Here is an 18,961-nt window from a genome sequence, read left to right on the forward strand (position 1 = left end):
GCCCGCACGCGACGCCGACGCCTACGCCGCGCTTGATCGCGCGTTACTTGTCGCTCGACGAGCCTTGCGGCATCGCATCGGACAACGTATCGAGCACCGGCGTCAGCACGTCTTGCGGGCTACCGGTCGTCCAGCCGCCGTCCTTCAGGCTGTAGACGTCGATCTTGCCCGTCACCGGGCGCGTCACCGGCGCGTCGTCCAGCACCTGCGCGATGCCCGAGAAGACCGTCTTGAACGCGGCAATGCGTGCCGCCTCGTTCTTCAGGCGCCGATTCGGCCCCAGCTTCGCCTCCAGCGCCTTCCCGCCGGGCCCCGCATCCGGCACACGGCAAGCGAATTCGACCGTTGCGATCGTCTCGCCCTCGATGGCCGAATTCGGTCGCAACGACGATCCGGTCGTCTTGCATTCCGAGCGATTGAGCGCGCGCTGATACGCGGCGGCCATGCTCTCGACCGACGGACGCAACGCGGCACTCGCCTTCGGCGGCATCGACGCCAGCATCCCGTCGGCCATGTCCTTGCGCATCGACTCGCCCATGTTCGACAGCACGTCGATATCGAGCGCGTCCTTGCCGCTGTAACTCGTGCGTACCGCGTCGTTGAATTCGCGGGCTTTCGACACGTCGCCGTTGACGAGTGCGCCGATATAAAGATCGACGGTCTGTTCGGGCGTCAGCGGCGCGGCATGCGCGGCGCCGGCCGCGACCAGCAGGGGCAGCACGACGGCGCGCGCGGAACGGGAAATGCTCATGGGAAGACAGCCCTCTCTCGATGGTTTGTTGTACGCACCCGATACGGCGGCTGCCGCAGCCGGGCCGACCGAGATTGTCTCGAAAAATGGCGACAGATGAAAGGCCAATGTCAGCAAGTGCCATGCGGCGGCGGTGCCTGCGCATCGCGCAGGCACAAAAAAGCCCGCTCGAGGCGGGCTTCTTGCCGAATCGGCCGCTAGCCGATGCGTGCTTACGCGAACGAGTAGAACACGCGGAACGCGACCTTGCGCTCGGCCCAGAACTCGGCCGCCTCGCGGAACACGTCGAGCAGCGTCTCGCGCCCTTCCTTGTCGAATTTCTGCGCGATCGGCAGCCCTTCGAGGACGATCACGAAGCCGGGCTGCGCGCCGGCCTTCGCGACGAGGTCGGTCAGGCAGTCGTACAGCGCGTCGTAGTTCTTCCCGAAATGCTTCGGAAACAGGAACGACGTCGCGATCGTTTCCATCACTTCCTGCTTCGACTGCGCGGCGCCGCAATACGCGAACAGGAAGTGCTGGCCGAGCCGGGTGGCTTCGTCTGCGAGATCCTGCACGCGGAACGCGCGGATCGACTGCACGAGATTGGGTCGCACGGTCGTGAAAAGGCTCATAGGCTCCTCGTTCGATGAAAGCCCGGGTTCGGCTTCCTGTTGCTCCAGCGTACCGCCAGCCTGCGCCGCCGCGTGAAGTTGAATCACGCGCTGAAACAGATTGCCGTCGCCGGCCGCGAACAGTTCCGCCGCCGCCGTATCGTGCGCGTAGATGGAGTCGCTCATGCCATTCGTCCCGAAGTCATTCAACAATACGTTTAAAACTGTTGTAGTGGTCGCCCGTGTAATAACAGTTGTCGATCCGGCGCAAGGGCCCGCCACAGACGATCCGGCGCGCCCCGCGATTGCGGGCACGCGGCGTCGGCACCGTGTACTCATGGTAGTAGCCGCGCTTCGCCTTCGGCAGGATCCGCTCTCGGTTGCCGAATACGACGCCGTCTTTCTCGTACGGATAGGGACCGCCCGCGCCGATCAGGCCCAGCGTGGTCACGGCCTCGCGCGGAAGACTGGCAGCCGGAATCGTATCGAGCCCGCTGGCGGCCACGTCGGCCGGAACGGCCTCCCGTGCGTAAGCGGCGGAAACCAGACTGCCCGTCGGCGTGCCGACGATACCCATCGCGAACATCGCGAAGACGGACGCGAGCGCGCCGTTGCGGAGCCACTTGCGTGCCATGAACCAGGGTTCCCGCTGTTAAATCAAGTAGTTGACGACCAACAAAGGCGTTAGCGTAGCGTTATTGGCCGCGCGAATCAATGTCCGTTTGGGAATCGAAAGCGCCGTGATACCCGGAATGGCGCATTTCTTACCGAAATTACACTACATTTATCTTACATGGGATAAAATGGAGCCGGCATCTCGCTGATGGCAGGAACTGCCTCCCTGCCTCGCTCGCCGTCTGGAGTGGAGAGATGCTGCTTGTTGCTTGCGGGAAGCGCGTTTGCGTCCTGCCCGGCGGCGTGCCCATTGCGGGCACGCCTCTTTTTGCTTTTGTTTACAATTTTTCCCGACGCGCCACGCCGGTTCGACCGGCCTGGCGCGTTCGTTTGGGCTCAGCGCGTCGCGTTCACGTCGGCGACCAGCAGCGCCGCCATGTTGACGATGCGGCGAACGGTCGCCGATTCGGTCAGCACGTGCACCGGCTGCGCGGCGCCCAGCAGGATCGGCCCGATCGCGATGTTGTTGCCGGCGGCCGTCTTCAGCAGGTTGTACGCGATATTCGCGGCGTCGATGTTCGGCAGGATCAGCAGGTTCGCTTCGCCTTCCAGCGTCGATTCCGGCAGGATTTCCTTGCGCAGCGCCGCGTCGAGCGCGACGTCGCCGTGCATCTCGCCGTCGACCTTCAGCTCCGGCGCGCGTTCCTGCAGGATCGCGAGCGTATCGCGCATCTTCTTCGCCGAAGGTGCATTGCTCGTGCCGAAGTTCGAGTGCGACAGCAGCGCGACCTTCGGCTCGATGCCGAAGCGGCGCACTTCTTCCGCCGCCATGATCGTGATCTCGGCCAATTGCTCCGGGGTCGGATCGACGTTCACGTGCGTATCGACGAGGAAAATCTGGCGGCCCGGCAGCACGAGGCCGTTCATCGCCGCGTACACGCTGCAGCCCGGGCGCTTGCCGATCACCTGGTCGATGAAGTGCAGGTGGCGGTGCGTGGTGCTGATCGTGCCGCAGATCATCCCGTCCGCTTCGCCCTTCTTCACCAGCATCGAGCCGATCAGCGTCGTGCGGCGGCGCATTTCGACACGCGCGAGCTGCTCGCTGATGCCCTTGCGCGCCATCATCTTGTAGTACGTCTGCCAGAAGTCGCGGTAGCGTTCGTCGTGCTCGGTGTTGACGACCGTGAAATCGGCGCCCGGCGTCAGGCGCAGGCCGTAGCGCTGGATACGGTGCTCGATCACCGACGGGCGGCCGATCAGGATCGGCTTGGCCAGCTTCTCGTCGACGATGATCTGAACGGCACGCAACACGCGCTCTTCTTCGCCTTCCGCGAACACCACGCGCTTCTTCTCTTCCGGCGCGGCGCGCGCGATCTGGAAGATCGGCTTCATCGTCGTGCCGCTGTGATACACGAACTGCTGCAGGTGGACGCGGTACGCCTCCATGTCCTCGATCGGGCGCGTCGCGACGCCGCCGTCCATCGCGGCCTGCGCAACGGCCGGCGCGATCTTCACGATCAGGCGCGGATCGAACGGCTTCGGAATCAGGTATTCGGGCCCGAACGACAGGTCCTGGATCCCGTACGCGGTCGCGACGATGTCGCTCTGCTCGTGCTGTGCGAGCTCGGCGATCGCGTTCACGGCCGCGATCTCCATTTCACGCGTGATCGTCGTCGCGCCGACGTCGAGCGCGCCGCGGAAGATGAACGGGAAGCACAGGACGTTGTTGACCTGGTTCGGGTAGTCGGTACGGCCAGTGGCGAGCACCGCGTCCGGACGCACTTCGAGTGCGAGTTCGGGCAGGATTTCCGGCGTCGGGTTCGCAAGCGCGAGGATCAGCGGGCGCTCGGCCATGCCCTTCACCATCTCCTGCTTCAGCACGCCCGCGGCCGACAGGCCGAGGAAGATGTCCGCGCCGTCGATCACTTCGGCCAGCGTCCGGGCTTCCGTTTCGCGCGCGAAACGCTCCTTGTCCGGATCCATCAGCTCGGCACGGCCCTTGTAGACCACACCAGCCAGGTCGGTCACGATAATGTTCTCGAGCGGCAGGCCGATGTCGACCAGCAAGTCGAGACACGCGAGCGCGGCCGCGCCCGCGCCGGAGGCGACGAGCTTGACCTTCTTGATGTCCTTGTTGACGACCTTCAGGCCGTTCGTGACGGCCGCGGCCACGACGATCGCGGTGCCGTGCTGGTCGTCGTGGAACACCGGAATCTTCATCCGCTTGCGCGCTTCGCGCTCGACGATGAAGCAGTCCGGCGCCTTGATGTCTTCCAGGTTGATCCCGCCGAAGGTCGGCTCCAGCGCGGCGATCACGTCGACGAGCTTGTGCGGGTCCGACTCGTTCAGCTCGATGTCGAACACGTCGATGCCCGCGAACTTCTTGAACAGCACGGCCTTGCCTTCCATCACCGGCTTCGACGCGAGCGGGCCGATGTTGCCGAGACCGAGCACCGCCGTACCGTTCGTGACGACGCCGACCAGGTTGCTGCGCGCGGTGAAGCGCGCCGCGTTGAGCGGATTCTCGACGATCTCCTCGCACGCATACGCCACACCCGGCGAGTAAGCGAGCGCGAGGTCGCGCTGGTTGATCATCTGCTTGGTCGGGGCGATCGCGATCTTCCCGGGGGTCGGGAATTCGTGATAGTCGAGTGCGGCTTCGCGGAGCTTGGCTTTGGAAGAGGCTTGAGTAGACATGTGTCTCTTGGCGGGCGGATTAGAATAACTGTTCGACGGCATTGTAGCGCCAATCATCGGCCGCCAGACCGGCGATTCGGGTGCAACAGCCGCGACAAAAATGGGCCGAACGATGCAGGAACGTTGCCGCTCGCCTCGTACAATGCCGTTCCTTCAATCGTTTCGGATCACCCGCCGTGCCAGCCGCCCTTTCCGAGTTTTCGCTGATCGAACGCTTCTTCACGCGCCGTGCCGCGCTGGGCGCCCGCGCGTCGACGCTCGGCATCGGCGACGATTGCGCGCTGATCGCGCCGCGATCCGGGAAGTTGCTGGCCATTTCGACGGATATGCTGGTGGAAGGCCGCCACTTCTTCCCCGACGTCGCGCCCGACGCGCTCGGCCACAAGACGCTCGCGGTCAATCTGTCCGATCTCGCGGCGATGGGCGCCGAGCCGCGCGCGTTCACACTGGCGTGCGCGCTGCCGCGCGCCGACGCGGCATGGCTCGAGGCCTTCAGCAACGGGCTGTTCGCGCTCGCCGAGCGCTACGGCTGCGAGCTGATCGGCGGCGACACGACGAGCGGGCCGCTGAACCTGTGCGTGACCGTGTTCGGTGAAGTCGCGCCCGACGCGGCGCTGCGGCGCGACGCCGCGCGCGACGGCGACGACGTGTGGGTGTCCGGCACGCTCGGCGATGCGCGAGCCGGCCTCGGCGTCGCCCGCGGCGAATGGACGGCGGGCGCGGACGAAGCGGCCGCGTTCCGGCGCGCGCTCGAGCGGCCCGAACCGCGCGTCGCGCTCGGCCTGGCGCTCGCGGGCGTCGCGCACGCGGCGCTCGACCTCTCCGACGGGCTCGCCGGCGACCTGCAGCACATCCTGACGCGCTCGAACGTGCGCGCCGAGATCGACGCCGACGCGGTGCCGCGTTCGGCGGCACTCGCAACGCTGCCGCCCGACGTGCAGCGCCGCTGCACGCTGGCGGGCGGCGACGACTACGAACTGTGCTTCACCGCGCCGGTCGCAGCCCGCACGGCGGTCGAAGCGGCCGGCGCAACGGCCGGCGTGCCGGTCACGCGAATCGGTACAATACGCGGGTTGTCCGCACCGTCGGCACAACCCGCCATCTCGTGGCGCGACGCCACCGGCGCGCCCCTCGCTCTCACGTTGCACGGCTTCGACCATTTCCATGCAGACTGACCCGACGCCCGCGCACGCCGCGGCCGAGACCGGCGCCGCATCCCATGCGCCGAAGCGCGCGACCGCGCGCTTCATGCTGTCGCACCCGGCGCACATCGTGTCGCTCGGCTTCGGCAGCGGGCTTGCGCCGATCATGCCCGGCACATTCGGCTCGCTGTTCGGCTGGCTCTCGTTCGTCGTGCTCAACCGCTACCTGACGGTGCCCGAATGGTGGGCGCTGATCGCGGCCGGCCTCGTGGCGGGCACGTGGATCACCGGTTTCACCGCGAGGAAGATGGGTACGTCCGATCCGGGCGCCATCGTCTGGGACGAGATCGTCGCGATCTGGCTCGTGATGCTGTTCGTCACGCCCGCGACCTTCATCGGCCAGCTGTGGGCGTTCGTCGCGTTCCGCTTCTTCGACATGCTCAAGCCGCCGCCGATCCGCTACTTCGACCGCCGCCTGACAGGCGGGCCCGGCATCATGGTCGACGACCTGGTCGCCGCGTTCATGACGCTGCTCGTGATCGCCCTGTGGCGCTCCGTCATCGGCTGACCGATTTCCCGACTCCCGTTTCCCGACGCGCATGCCAACCGATTCCGTCGTCCATCAGCTTGCGATCCGCGCAGGCAACAAGCTGCGTGACGAGCACCTCACGCTCGCCACCGCCGAATCCTGCACCGGCGGCATGATCGCCGCCGCGATCACCGACATCTCCGGCAGCAGCCAGTGGTTCGAGCGCGGCTTCGTCACGTATTCGAACCAGGCCAAGATCGAGATGATCGGCGTGCCGCCCGACCTGATCGACAAGCACGGCGCCGTCAGCGAGCCCGTCGCGCGCGCGATGGCCGAAGGCGCGCTGCGCAACAGCCGCGCGCAGGTCGCGCTGTCCGTCACCGGCATCGCGGGCCCGGCCGGCGGCAGCGAGAAGAAGCCGGTCGGCACCGTGTCGTTCGGCTGGAGCAACCGGCTGCATACCGACGTCGAGACGCTCGTGTTCAAGGGCGACCGCGAGCAGATCCGCACGCAGGCGGCCGCGCATGCGCTGCGCGGGCTGCTGAAGCTGCTCGACGAACGCGAAGGCTGATCGGGCCGGGGCGCATGACACGCCCCGCTCACCCGCTTACTGGATCGCGTCGGGTTTCACGACGATCCAGTTCTTGTCTGCCGTCACCGGCAGGCCGAGCGATTTCTGCTGCGCGGCCGATTCGTCCGACCACGCGCGGATCTGCGCCATCTGCTTGTCCTTCTTGTTCACCCACACGCGCACGCCGCCGCGCGCGACGTCGGTCGCGTTCAGCAGCATGTAGCCGTCGGACGTCGGCGTGTCGCCCGCGACGAGCACCGGCTTCTTCCACTGGTCGATCCAGCCGACGATCGAGCCGAGCTTGCCTTCGTACCACGTCATCGGGTTCATCAGGAACGGCGTGATCACCAGGCTGCGGTTCGCGGCCTCGTCGTACTTGCCGGCCTTGATCTGCAGCCGCGACGTCGTCAGCGCGCCGGTTGCCGGGTTGCGCAGCAGCGTCGTCACGCCGATCACGTTCTGCGGCTTCACGTTGTAGCCGTACTTCGGGTCGGACAGCACGAGCCGCGCGAGCTCCTCGTGCGCGGCCGTCATCACGTAGACGTCGATGCCGTTCTCGCGCAGCGCGTTGTACAGCTCCTGCATCCCGCGGAAGAAACGCGGCGGATTCACCGTGCCGTCGACCACCTTGTCGCCCTGCCAGTAGCGGATCGGGATCGGCTTGCCGTCGGCGAGCATCGCATCGATGTGGCGCTTCAGGTCGGCGAGCGACTGCCCGGCGAACGCCTGCGCGATCCACGGATAGCAGACCAGATCGTCGATCTCGCACAGCCGGTAGTAATAGCTCGTCAGCGATTCCTTGTAGTCGGCGGAATCCTTGAACGGGATCAGCTTCAGCGACGGGTCGAGCGTGTCGCGCGTCAGCACGCCGTGGTTCTCGAGGTACGGCAGCAGCGATTCCTCGAGGTCGTACCGGTAGGTCGTGTTGTCGGCGTCGAACACCGCGTAGTCGCCGCGGTTCGCGTGCGCGGCGATCATCGCGTTCAGCGCCTTCGCGCTGTCGGCCGGCCAGTGCGACAGGTCCGCCGCATGGGCGAACGTCATGCACAACGACGCGGCAAGTGCGCTCAGAAGATGGCGGGACAGCTTGGGCATGGCGTCGCTCCCTTTCTTGACATTGTGATGACGAATCGATGACAAGCGGGAGCATCGCGCGACTAAATCGCAAGCATGCGATACGGAAGCGACGGGAAGTTGTCCGCGCGCGTCAATGCGGCGGACGCCGGGAAAGGCCGGTGCGCGGCCCGCGAGCGCGGGTCCGGCGAGGCAAGGCCGCCCGGGCGGGCGGCCGCCATTTCAGCGATGCGCGTTGATCGTGTCGCGCGTCTTCTGCGCGGCGAGCGCCGCGGCTTCGGCGAAATCCTCGCCCTTGCTCGCATACAGGATCGCGCGCGACGAATTGATCATCATGCCGGTCGCGTCGGCCGTGCGGCCCGCGTTGACGGTCGCCTGCACATCGCCGCCCTGCGCGCCGATGCCGGGGATCAAGAGCGGCATGTCGCCGACGATCCCGCGCACGATCTCGATTTCCTTCGGGAACGTCGCGCCGACCACGAGGCCGAGCTGGCCGTTCTTCGCGTTCCACTTGTTCGCCGCGAGATCCGCGACGACCTGGTACAGCGGGCGGCCGCCGGTTTCCAGGAACTGCAGGTCGGAACCGCCCGGGTTCGACGTGCGGCACAGCACGATCACGCCCTTGCCTTCGTGCTCGAAGTACGGCTCGACCGAGTCGTAGCCCATGTACGGGTTCACCGTGACGGCGTCCGCGCGATAGCGCTCGAACGCTTCGCGCGCGTACTGCTCGGCCGTGCTGCCGATGTCGCCGCGCTTCGCGTCGAGGATCACGGGCAGGCCCGGATGCTGGAGGTGGATGTGCGCGATCAGGCGTTCGAGCTGGTCTTCCGCGCGATGCGCGGCGAAGTAGGCGATCTGCGGCTTGAACGCGCTCGCGTACTGCGCGGTCGCGTCGACGATCTGCCGGCAGAATTCGAAGATCGCGTCGGGCTGGCCGTCGAACTGCACCGGGAAACGCGACGGCTCGGGATCGAGGCCGACGCACAGCAGCGAATTCGTGCGCTGCCACGCGGCGCGCAGCGATTCAATGAAAGTAAGCGGGGAAGACATGGCGGGTACTCGCGGCAAACCGTTGGTAGACCGCGTATTTTACCCGCGTCGCCGGCGTCCCTCGCGGGTCGCGGCATTGCTGCGCGCATCGGCGCGTTCGACGGTGAACGCGAAACGCCGCGTGAGGCGCTCGCCGGGCGCGAGCAGCGTCATCCCGTGCGCGGTCGCGCCGCCCGGCAGGTTCACCGCATTGATCGGATGATCGACCGGCTCGAAGCAGAAGAAATCCTCGCCCGGCGGCGTGTAGAGCACGTACGCGTCGGCGTCCGCCGCGACGGTCAGCGACAGCCCGCGGCGCGGCCAGCTCACCGTCGCGTGGCCGCCCCAGCCGGTGAACGCATGATTGACGAGCGCGGCCGGCAGCGGATACGCGACGCCGAACTGCCAGGCCGGCGGCACGCTCACGTGCCGCACCGGCAGGAAGTCGGCGCCCGACAGCCACAGCCCGCCGGCCGCCGCGGCCAGCTCGGTCACCGGATCGCGCACGAGGAACGGATGCACGCCGAGCCCGAACGGCAGCCGCGCCCGCCCCGCGTTCTCGATCGTCAGCGCGATCGACAGCGTCGCGTCGTCGAGTTCGAACGACTGGATCGCGCGGAACGCATACGGCGCGCCGGCGGCCCGGTCGAGCGACAGTTGCAGCGACGTGCGGGTCGCATCGTCCACCTGCCACGGTGCGAGCCAGCCGTCGCCGTGGATCGGCAGCGGCTCGTCGCGGCGATTGCGCGGCACCGCGACCTTGCGCCCGTCGCATTCGAAGCGTCCGTCGCCGATCCGGTTCGAATAAGGCAGCAGCGGATAGCACGCGAGTTCGTTCGGGTCCGTCGCCGTCTCCGGGTGCTCGCAGCGGCGGAACACCGGCACCAGCGCGCCGTTGTCGCCGCGCCAGTCGAAGCGCGCGATGCCGCCGCCGAGGTGCGGCAGCACGTCGAGCCGCAACGACGCGTTCGACAGCGTGACGGCTGCCGCATGCGCGGCGCCGACGCCCTGCGCGAACGCGGCCGTCTGCGGGCCGGGGCTGACCGGCTGCGCGGCAGCGGCCAGGCGCGCGCGGCGCGACTGGCTGGTGGACGACGATGCGCGCGAGGACGTGGCGGTCATGGTGAGCTCCTTTCCTTCGTCGAAGAAACGATGCAGGTCGGTGCGAACGGTCAGGCCCAGCCGCCGTCGACGATCACGTCCTGCGCGGTGATCATCCGGCTGTCGTCGGCCGCGAGAAACAGCGCCATCCGCGCGAGGTCGGCCGGCAGCAGTTCGGCGTCGATGCACTGGCCGGCCTTGATCGACGCACGGCCCGCGTCGTCGAGCCACAGCCGGCGCTGCTTGTCGGTCATCACCCAGCCGGGCACCAGCGAATTCACGCGGATGCCGAACGGGCCGAGGTCGCGTGCGAGGCCGCGCGTCAGCCCCTGCACGGCCGCCTTCGCCATCACGTAGACGGGATAGCCGCCGTTCTTCAGCATCCAGCTGATCGAGCCGAGATTGACGATCGCGCCGCCGCCCTGCTGCTTCATGTCGTCGATCACCGCCTGCGCGGCGAAGAACTGGTGGCGCAGGTTCACCGCGATGCCCGCGTCGAACGATGCGGGCGTCACGTCGCCGATCGCATGGCGCGCGTCGTTCGCCGCGTTGTTCACGAGCACCGCGATCGCGCCGATCCGTGCCCGGATCGCGTCGATCGCATGGCGCAGCGCGTCGACGTCGGTCAGGTCGCACTGGAGAAACAGCGGTGCGTGGCGCACGTGTGCGAGGCTGTCCGCCAGCGCGGCGCCGGCGGCCGCGTCGAGGTCGACGAACGCGACGCGCGCGCCCTGCGCGGCGAAGTGTTCGACGAACGCCGCGCCGATGCCGGTCGCGCCGCCCGTGATCAGCACCGCGCGATCCTCGAGGCTCGGGTAGCGTGCGTAGCGCTCGAGGCTCGTTGCGTGCGGGCCGGACGCGGAAGTATCGATGGTCATGCGGTTCGTCTCCGTGGGAACAGGTCGGGTCAGTCGCGTACGCCGCGGTTCTTCAGCTGGTCGAGCAGCACGGCCGCGAGCAGGATCGCACCGCGCACGAGGTACTGGTAGAACGCGTCGATGTTCAGCAGGTTCATCACGTTCTCGACGGTGCCCATGATCAGCACGCCGATCACGACGCCCGAGATCGTCGCGCGGCCGCCCATCAGCGACACGCCGCCGAGCACGCACGCGGAGATCACGTTCAGCTCGAAGCCCTGCGCGGCATTCGGCTGGCCCGACGTGATGCGCGACGCGAGAATCACGCCCGCCAGTGCCGTCACTGCGCCCTGGATCAGGAAGATGTACACGCGCGTGCGTTCGACGTTGATCCCCGCGAGCCGCGATGCTTCCGGGTTGCCGCCGATCGCGAGCGTGTTGCGGCCGTACACGGTCTGGTTCAGCAGCACGCCGAACGCGATGAAGCACAGCAGCGTGACCCAGATCGGCAGCGACACGCCGAACAGCGACAATCCGCCGAGCGCGATGAAGGTATCCGACGACACCCCGACCGCCTGCCCTTTCGACACGATGAAGCCGAGCCCGCGCACGATCTCCATCGTCGCGAGCGTCGTGATCAGCGCGTTGATGCGCAGGTACGCGATCACCGCGCCGTTCACGAAGCCGATCGCCGCGCCGGCCGCGACCGCCGCGATGATCGCGACGAACGTGTTGTCGGTCGCGTTCAGCACCATCGCGCACAACACGCCGGAGAACGCAACGGTCGAGCCGATCGACAGGTCGAAGTCGCGCGATGCGAGACAGAACATCATCGTGCACGCGACCATGCCGATCTGCGAGATCGACAGCGCGAGGCCGAGCATGTTGTCGATCGAGAAGAAGTGATCGACGGTCAGCGACATCGTGATGAACATCACCGCGAAGATCGCGATCAGGCTGTATTCGGTCAGATGCTGCCACCACTTCTGGCGGTCGCTTTGCTGCGGAACCAGCGTGTCGGCCGTGGGCTTCACGGCGGCGCTGGCAAGGTTTTCGTTGACTTGCATGATGGTGTCTCCTGCTCCTGCATCGCGCGGCCCGCGCCGCGCGTGTTCGATTCGAATGTCGTGTATCGCGTCAGGCCGCCTCGACCGCGCTCGTCTGCGGCAGCGCGAGGTTCAGCACCGCGTGTTCGTTCGCCTGTTCGCGCGGCAGCTCGCCGGCGATCCGGCCTTCACGCATCACGACGATGCGGTCGGACACGCCGAGCACTTCCGGCAGCTCCGACGACACCATCACGATCGCGCAGCCGCGCTCCGCGAGCCGGTAGATCACGTCGTAGATCTCGTGCTTCGCGCCGACGTCGATCCCGCGCGTCGGCTCGTCGAGGATCACGACCTTCAGGTCGGGCTCCGCCAGCCAGCGCGACAGGATCGCCTTCTGCTGGTTGCCTCCCGACAGGAAGCGGATCTTCTGGCGCCGGTTCGGCGTCTTGATCTTCAGCCGCTGGATGAAGCGGTCGGCCGTTTCGCTTTCGGCCTTGCGGTTGATGAACAGCCCCGCCCGCAGCGAATGACGGCGGCAGCTGATGTTGATGTTCTCCGCCACCGACGCGATCGCGATGATCCCTTCTTCCTTGCGGTCCTCGGGACACAGCACGATGCCGTGGCGGATCGCGTCACCGGTGCGCTTCACGTCGATGCGCGCGCCGTCGAGCGTCAGCACGCCCGCGCGCCGGCGGTCGGCGCCGTACACGAGCCGCATCAGTTCGCTGCGGCCCGCGCCCACCAGCCCGAAGAAGCCGACGATCTCGCCCGCGCGCACCGAGAAACTCGCCGGTTCGCGCAGGGCATGGCCATCGACGCCTTCGGCGGAGAACCGCACGTCGCCGAGCGCGCGCGGCGCGTAATGGTAGATATCCGAAATCTCGCGCCCGACCATCTCGGCGACGAGCCGTTCGCGCGGCACGTCGCCGAGCGATTCGTGCGACGCGATCTTGCGCCCGTCGCGGAAAATCGTGCACGCATTGCAGAGCCGGTAGATCTCGTCCATCCGGTGCGAGATGTAGATCAGCGCACGGCCCTGCGCGCGCAGGTCGTCGACGAGCTTGAACAGCACCTCGGTCTCGCGATGCGACAGCGAACTGGTCGGTTCGTCGAGCGCGATCACGCGTGCATTGCGCATCAGCGCCTTGCAGATCTCGACCATCTGCCGCTGCGCGATCGACAGCCGCCCGAGCTTCGCGTCGGGATCCAGATCGACTCCCATCGCCGCGAGCCGCTCGCGCACGTAGCGCTTCGCCTCGCGCTTCCTCACCCAGCCGAACGCGTTCGGCAGGCGGCCGAGCAGCAGGTTTTCCGCGACCGTCAGGTCGGGCACGTACTGCAACTCCTGGTGAATCACCGCGATGCCGGCCGCGATCGACGCGGCCGCATTCGCGAACTGCACGGGCTGGCCGTCGACCAGCACGCTGCCCGCATCGGGCTGGTATTCGCCACCGAGAATCTTCAGCAGCGTCGACTTGCCCGCGCCGTTCTCGCCCATCAGGCCATGCACCTCGCCCGCATGCACGTCGAACGAAATGCCGTCGAGTGCGCGCACGCCGGGAAATACCTTGCCGATATTGTCAAAACGCAGTGCCGCTGACACGTCGTCTCCCCACTTCCGAATCGATCGACCGCCGGCCGCCGCATCGCCGCGGCAGCCGGCGGGCCGCTTACTTCGACGCGAGCCCCATCTCCTCGCGCACCTTCGACACGTTGTCGCGCGTCGCGAGCATGCCCGTCGTCAGCGTCAGCGGCGGCGGCGCCTTGCCCTGCGTGATCCACGTGTACATCAGGTCCGAGGTTTCCTCGCCGTGGCGCTTCGGGCTGATGATCACGGTGCCGTAGAAGCCCGTCGGCTGCGGCTTCTTGAACTCGTTCAGCGCCGAATCGGAACCGCCGATGCCGATGCCGATCATGTTGTCGGCCTTGAAGCCGCGCCCTTCGGCCGCCCGCACCGCGCCGAGCACGGCCTCGTCGTTCAGGCCGTAGGCGACCCAGTGCTTGAACTGCGGGTTCTTCGTGAGCGCGATGTTCGCCGCGTTGAATGCGTTTTCCGTGTCGGTCTTCGCCTGCGGCGCCGCGATCACGTTCGCCTTCGGGAAACCGGCGGCCACCAGCGCGTCGGTCGCGCCGCTCGTGCGGTCATGCGCGGTCGGCAGCTGCTCGAAGGTGATGTCGATCGCGCCGACGTCCTTCATGTCCCAGCCGCGCTTCTTGATCTCGGCCGCGATGCCGTCGCCGACCTGCTTGCCGATGTTGTACGCGGAAATCCCCATGTGCGGCACCGCCTCGATCGGCTTGCCCGCGCCGTCGACGAGGCGGTCGTCGACCGTCATCATCTTCAGGTTGTGCGACTTCGCCTTCGCGACGATGCCCGGCCCGAGCTTCACGTCAGGCGTGCAGATGATGAAGCCTTCCGCCTTCTGCGCGGACAGGTTGTCGATCGCGCTCATCACCTTTTCGCCGGACGGCGCGCCGATCTTCACGAGCGTGAAGCCCTTTTGCTTCGCCGCCACCTCGGCGAACTTCCACTCGTCCTGGAACCACGGCTCTTCCGGCTGCTTCACCAGGAAGCCGATCTTGACCGGGTCGGCCGCGTGCACGACCGGGCTGCCCATCACCACCGCGGCCGCAGCGGCCAGCGTTACGAACGTTCTGCGTTTCATCTCCAGTGTCTCCTTGTCTTCATCGAACAGGATGCAGCCGCTTGTTGGTTTCGACGCAGCGTGCGCGCGGCCGTCGCACGTGCGGTCTTTCGAATCGTTGCGTCAGTCGTGATACAGCGCCGCACGCCCGCCATCGACGGTGATGCATGCGGCATTGATGAACGGCGCCTCGTCGGACGCCAGGAACACGGCCGTCATCGCGACCTCCTCCGGCCGGCCGATCCGCTTCATCGGCTGCAGCGCGAGCGTCCCGGCGCGCGCGGCGGCCGGATCGGGTTGCGCGTCCCACCAGTCGCGCGTGAGCTGCGTCTCGATGTAGCCCGGCGCGATCGCGTTCACGCGCACGTTGCGCGCTGCGTATTCGATGCCGAGCGCACGCGTGAGACCCAATACGCCGTGCTTCGCGACCGGGTACGGAAAGCAGCCCGGAATGATCCTGAAGGCGTGCGTCGACGCGATGTTCACGATGCTGCCGCGGCCGCGTTCGACCATGCCCTCGAGCGCTGCGCGGCAGCCATGCCACACGCCGTCGAGGTCGACCGCGAAGCAACGGCGCCAGTCGTCGTCGGTCATCGTCAGCGGATCGGCGAACACGTTGATGCCCGCGTTGTTCACGAGCACGTCGAGCGGGCCGAATGCCGCTTCGGTCCGCGCGAGCGCATCGCGTACCGCATCCTGCCGCGCGACGTCCGCCTGCAGCGGCAGCACGCGCGCGCCGTCGAATTCATGCGCAATCGCGGCGGCCGTGTGCTGCGCCTGCGGGAAGTCGAGATCGACGAGCGCGACGGCCGCGCCTTCGCGAACGAACGCGCGGGCGATCGCGGCGCCGATACCCCGGCCCGCGCCCGTCACCATCGCGACCTTGTCCGCGAGGCGGCCCATCATGCGGCTCCGCCGCGCGCGACGCGCAAGCCGGCCTGGAACGCGCGCGCGTTCGCCGCCGTCGTGTCGGCCGACTGGCCGGGCCGGTACAGCGCCGAGCCGAGCCCGAAGCCGTTCGCGCCGGCGCTGAGGAACGGCTCCATGTTGTCCGGTGCAATCCCGCCCACCGGGATCAGCGGCACCGCACGGTCGATCACCGCGCGCCACGCCTTCACGACCGGCACGCCGAGCTGTTCGGCCGGAAACATCTTCAGCACGTCGGCGCCGTTCGAGAGCGCCGCGAATGCTTCGGTCGGCGTCGCGACACCCGGTGCGCTCGCCAGGCCGCGCTCGCGTGCGCGGCGAATCACCGCTGCGTCGCTGTGCGGCATCACGATCAGCGCGCCGCCCGCGTCCTGCACGCGATCGACGTACTCGGCACGCAGCACGGTGCCCGCGCCGACGATCGCGTCGTCGGGCAGCGCGCGCCGCAGCGCCGCGATGCTGTCGAACGGATCCGGCGAATTGAGCGGCACCTCGACGATCCGGAAGCCGGCTTCGTACAGCGCATGGCCGTGGTCGGCCGCTTCGGCGGGCGTGATGCCGCGCATGATCGCAATCAGCGGACACGCGTCGAACGCACGCATCAGCGCGGCGTGGGGCACGTACGGCGCGGGCAAGGTCAGGTCGGACGGCATCGAGGATTCCTCTGCAAGCAGTTCATTGGTCGGCGCAGACGGGCTCGCCGTCCGCGCGCACGAGCCCGGCACGCGACGCGATCCGCCACAGGCCACGCTCGGTTGCGTGTGCGGCAACGCGCGCATGCGCATGGCCGAATTCCTGGAGCGCATCGACGTAGCGCGCGCACAAGCCGTCGTCGCCGATCAGCAGCAGCGGCTGGTCTGCGAGCGCGATGCCGCGCTCAGCGAGCATCGCGTCGAGCGCATTGAGCTCATGGCCGATCAGCAGGCCGGACAGGTAGTCGCCCTGCGCATCGGGCGCGAGCCGGTCGGTCAGGCCGAGCGTGCGCGTGCTGAAAATCGTCGCGAGCAACCCCGTGCGCTGCGCACCGCGCGCAACCGACACGCCGCGCACGAACGCCGCGCGATCGGGCGATGCGCCTGCGCGCATCGTACGGCCGAGGATCGTGTGATCGCGCAGCACCGCGAACAGCTCGCCCGTCATGAAGGTCTGGAAGCGTTCGATCAACCCGTCCTTCACCCACGCCCATTTCGCATGGGTACCCGGCAATCCGATCAGTACCCCTGAACGATCGGTGCCAAGCGTGGGATCGCTTGCGAGTGCGCCGACGATCTGCGTTTCTTCGCCGCGCATCACGTCGGGCAGTTCGCCCGTCGCAATCACGCCCGGCACGATCGAGACCGTTGCGCCGCGTGACGTCGTCACGGTGATCAGGCCCGTGACGAGCGCATCGGCGCCGGCCGGCACCGCGACGTACGGCGCCTCGCGCCAGCCCTGCGCGCTGCCGACCATCCCGGCCGCGAGCACCGGCAGGCCGGGCGTGCGGTCGAGCCAGTCGCCGCACGCTTCCTCGAACACCGCGTCGAACGCGCGCGCACCGCCGCCCGGCACGTGCATCACGCCCGCCGCGCGGCTGCGCGTGTCGAGCAACGCACCCTGCGCGTCGTACAGATACGCACGCAGCGACGTCGTGCCCCAGTCGAGCGCGATCAGCGACGGGGGGGTGGAACTGGCATCCGGAACGGGCCGGGTCGAAGTCGTCATCGTTTGATCCTGCGGGTACCCTGCGGCGGGCTCCAGCCCAGCTCCGCGGAAATGGCTCGCGCTTCGCGCTGCACGAGCGGAATCAGTTCGTCCATCCGGTCGTGCGGCATGTACGGAATGGTGCTTGCAACCGACACCGCCGCGACGACCGCGCCCGACGCATCGCGGATCGGTGCGGCCACGCAGCGGATCGACGCCTCGTTTTCCTCGAGGTCGAACGTGTAGCCGCCGGCCGCGTAATGGGCCATGCGCTGCAGGAACGCGCTCGTCTCGGGTCGGTTGTCGGGCTTGAAATTGACGCCGGCCAGCGCGCGCCGCGCGGCCTCGAACAGCGAGCGCCACAGGTCCGGATCGAGGTCGAGCATCATCGCCTTGCCGATACCGGTCGACGCGAGCGGCATCCGGTGGCCGACGCGCGAGCGCATCTCGAGGCCGCGCGTGCCGGGAATCTTGTCGATGTACAACACGTCGTCGCCGTCGCGCACGCCGAGATGGATCGTATCGAGCGTCGCTTCCGCGAGCGCTTCGAGATGCGGTCGCGCCACCGCGGTGAGCGGCATCTGCTCGAGCGCGATCGTGCCGAGTTCGATCAGCTTCGGGCCCAGCAGGTAGCCGCCCTGCACCTGGCGCAGATAGCGGGCTTGCACGAGGCTGCTGACGAGACGGTGCGTCGTGCTGCGCGTCGTGCCGAGCGCGGCGCCGATCGCACGCATGTCGCGCGCGCCGTTCGCGATCGCCTCGAGGATCGCGAGGCCGCGCAGCAGCGTCTGCGTGCCGGCCTGCTGCGCGGCGAGATCGAGCGGCGTGCTGGTCGCGCCGATGCTGTCGGTCAGCGACACATCGTCCGGCGTCACGCGCCGGGCGTCGAGGGCAAGGGTGTCGGGCATCTTGGTCATGGGGCGGGCTTCTTCAACGGAATCGGTGAAGCCGCTCGCGCGGCGCCGGAACTGCGTCCGGTGCTGCGGCGTGGCGGCGGTCGATGCACCGAGTAAAGCGCCCGGCAAACTTCATGGAAGGTGTCTCCGTGTGCGACGGGCGCCGCGCGATGCGTGGGTCCGAAGCTGTCGATGTGCTTCGGATTGTAGGAGCGCACGCACTCGTCTCCAATATTTGAATGCGTTGTCCAGATAATGAGAATTCCGGGGTGATCCGCCGCGCGCTCGACTCGACGGACGCACCATGTGCACGGGGGCGGAACCCGCCGTGTCGCAGGTTCCGCCCCCGTTTGTGCACTTCTTGTCGCGCTTACTGCTGGCTGCTCGTGCTGCGTGCCTGCATGTAGCGCTGCACGTCCGCGAACGACACGCGACCGTTGCCGCTCGCGTCGATCTGCCGGAAGTGGTTGGCGACATAGCCGAGGCCGGCCGCCCGCGCCTGCGACTCGGTGATCGAACCCGTGTTCTGCGTGTCGGCCGCGCCGAACTGCTGGGCGAGCTTGCGCACCACTTGCGCATGCAGCGCGGCGCCGGTCGTCTGCGTGCCGGCGGTCGCCTTGCGCGCGGCCGGCGGCACGTACGGATCGCCGAGCTGCGCCTGGCGCGCACGCGCCGGTGCGGCGGTGTCGCTCGCCTGCGCGAACGCGGATACGGATGCTGCTGCGCCGACGCATGCGAGCGCCGCGGCAACGACGATGAAACGATTCTTCATATCAGGCTCCAGTCTGGAATGAGGTCGTCGACGGCCAGC

At 67.8% G+C, this 18,961-nt stretch carries 19 protein-coding genes; 3 read left to right on the top strand and 16 right to left on the bottom strand.

The features are described 5' to 3' along the window. Window positions 1-43 precede the first annotated feature (43 nt). The 4 genes from BLA15945_RS21030 to BLA15945_RS21045 all read right to left on the bottom strand — a co-directional run bounded on the left by BLA15945_RS21030 (window position 44) and on the right by BLA15945_RS21045 (window position 4,653). Window positions 44-751, bottom strand: a complete 708-nt coding sequence (locus BLA15945_RS21030; protein ID WP_174993279.1) for a hypothetical protein — start codon at window positions 749-751, stop codon at window positions 44-46. 212 nt (window positions 752-963) lie between these two features. After that, a complete protein-coding gene (locus tag BLA15945_RS21035) occupies window positions 964-1,527 on the bottom strand; it encodes a barstar family protein (RefSeq protein ID WP_059236200.1) in 564 nt (187 codons plus the stop codon). Window positions 1,528-1,543: 16 nt separating this feature from the next. After that, on the bottom strand, window positions 1,544-1,975 hold the full coding sequence (locus BLA15945_RS21040; RefSeq protein ID WP_174993280.1) for a ribonuclease domain-containing protein: 432 nt from the start codon (window positions 1,973-1,975) through the stop codon (window positions 1,544-1,546). Between the two features lie 377 nt (window positions 1,976-2,352). After that, the gene (locus tag BLA15945_RS21045; protein WP_059236204.1) at window positions 2,353-4,653 is read right to left on the bottom strand and encodes an NADP-dependent malic enzyme; all 2,301 of its coding nucleotides are present in this window, start codon (window positions 4,651-4,653) and stop codon (window positions 2,353-2,355) included. A 176-nt stretch (window positions 4,654-4,829) separates the two neighbouring features. On the opposite strand from BLA15945_RS21045, the gene thiL reads away from it, so the two are divergent. The 3 genes from thiL to BLA15945_RS21060 are packed head-to-tail and all read left to right on the top strand — an operon-like array spanning window position 4,830 to window position 6,895. After that, entirely contained in the window at window positions 4,830-5,828 is a 999-nt protein-coding gene (gene thiL / locus BLA15945_RS21050; RefSeq protein WP_174993281.1) for a thiamine-phosphate kinase, read from the top strand. Beyond that, a complete protein-coding gene (locus BLA15945_RS21055; RefSeq protein ID WP_059236208.1) occupies window positions 5,818-6,363 on the top strand; it encodes a phosphatidylglycerophosphatase A family protein in 546 nt (181 codons plus the stop codon). The genes thiL and BLA15945_RS21055 overlap by 11 nt, the downstream gene beginning before the upstream one ends. Window positions 6,364-6,394: 31 nt before the next feature. Then, window positions 6,395-6,895, top strand: coding sequence for a CinA family protein (locus tag BLA15945_RS21060; protein ID WP_034186407.1), 501 nt, complete (start codon window positions 6,395-6,397; stop codon window positions 6,893-6,895). Between the two features lie 36 nt (window positions 6,896-6,931). Here the strand turns inward: BLA15945_RS21060 and BLA15945_RS21065 are convergent, their stop codons facing one another. From BLA15945_RS21065 to BLA15945_RS21120, 12 genes are all read right to left on the bottom strand, one after another. Next, window positions 6,932-7,990, bottom strand: a complete 1,059-nt coding sequence (locus tag BLA15945_RS21065) for a haloacid dehalogenase-like hydrolase (RefSeq protein ID WP_174993282.1) — start codon at window positions 7,988-7,990, stop codon at window positions 6,932-6,934. A gap of 201 nt (window positions 7,991-8,191) precedes the next feature. Then, entirely contained in the window at window positions 8,192-9,019 is an 828-nt protein-coding gene (pyrF, locus tag BLA15945_RS21070) for an orotidine-5'-phosphate decarboxylase (protein WP_059236214.1), read from the bottom strand. Between the two features lie 39 nt (window positions 9,020-9,058). After that, window positions 9,059-10,120 (bottom strand): aldose 1-epimerase, encoded by a 1,062-nt coding sequence (locus BLA15945_RS21075; RefSeq protein WP_059236215.1) that lies wholly within the window; start codon window positions 10,118-10,120, stop codon window positions 9,059-9,061. 50 nt (window positions 10,121-10,170) lie between these two features. Beyond that, a complete protein-coding gene (locus BLA15945_RS21080; RefSeq protein WP_174993283.1) occupies window positions 10,171-10,977 on the bottom strand; it encodes an SDR family NAD(P)-dependent oxidoreductase in 807 nt (268 codons plus the stop codon). Between the two features lie 29 nt (window positions 10,978-11,006). Continuing rightward, on the bottom strand, window positions 11,007-12,023 hold the full coding sequence (araH, locus tag BLA15945_RS21085) for an L-arabinose ABC transporter permease AraH (RefSeq protein WP_174993284.1): 1,017 nt from the start codon (window positions 12,021-12,023) through the stop codon (window positions 11,007-11,009). Window positions 12,024-12,093: 70 nt separating this feature from the next. Further along, complete coding sequence (gene araG / locus BLA15945_RS21090; RefSeq protein WP_059236221.1) at window positions 12,094-13,605, bottom strand: L-arabinose ABC transporter ATP-binding protein AraG; 1,512 nt, start codon at window positions 13,603-13,605, stop codon at window positions 12,094-12,096. Between the two features lie 67 nt (window positions 13,606-13,672). Then, window positions 13,673-14,668, bottom strand: coding sequence for an arabinose ABC transporter substrate-binding protein (locus BLA15945_RS21095; protein WP_174993285.1), 996 nt, complete (start codon window positions 14,666-14,668; stop codon window positions 13,673-13,675). 102 nt (window positions 14,669-14,770) lie between these two features. Next, window positions 14,771-15,550 carry an SDR family oxidoreductase gene (locus BLA15945_RS21100; RefSeq protein WP_174993303.1) on the bottom strand — a complete coding sequence of 260 codons (780 nt, stop codon included), beginning with the start codon at window positions 15,548-15,550 and terminating at the stop codon, window positions 14,771-14,773. Beyond that, a complete protein-coding gene (locus BLA15945_RS21105) occupies window positions 15,550-16,227 on the bottom strand; it encodes a 2-dehydro-3-deoxy-6-phosphogalactonate aldolase (protein ID WP_174993286.1) in 678 nt (225 codons plus the stop codon). The genes BLA15945_RS21100 and BLA15945_RS21105 overlap by 1 nt, the downstream gene beginning before the upstream one ends. Before the next feature lie 22 nt (window positions 16,228-16,249). After that, on the bottom strand, window positions 16,250-17,275 hold the full coding sequence (locus BLA15945_RS21110; RefSeq protein WP_174993287.1) for a 2-dehydro-3-deoxygalactonokinase: 1,026 nt from the start codon (window positions 17,273-17,275) through the stop codon (window positions 16,250-16,252). Next, the gene (locus BLA15945_RS21115; protein ID WP_059236230.1) at window positions 17,272-18,171 is read right to left on the bottom strand and encodes an IclR family transcriptional regulator; all 900 of its coding nucleotides are present in this window, start codon (window positions 18,169-18,171) and stop codon (window positions 17,272-17,274) included. The genes BLA15945_RS21110 and BLA15945_RS21115 overlap by 4 nt, the downstream gene beginning before the upstream one ends. A 349-nt stretch (window positions 18,172-18,520) precedes the next feature. Next, the gene (locus BLA15945_RS21120) at window positions 18,521-18,922 is read right to left on the bottom strand and encodes an EF-hand domain-containing protein (protein WP_059236232.1); all 402 of its coding nucleotides are present in this window, start codon (window positions 18,920-18,922) and stop codon (window positions 18,521-18,523) included. Window positions 18,923-18,961: the final 39 nt, after the last annotated feature.

It is taken from the genome of Burkholderia arboris (genome assembly GCF_902499125.1).
Classification (GTDB): Bacteria; Pseudomonadota; Gammaproteobacteria; order Burkholderiales; family Burkholderiaceae; genus Burkholderia; species Burkholderia arboris.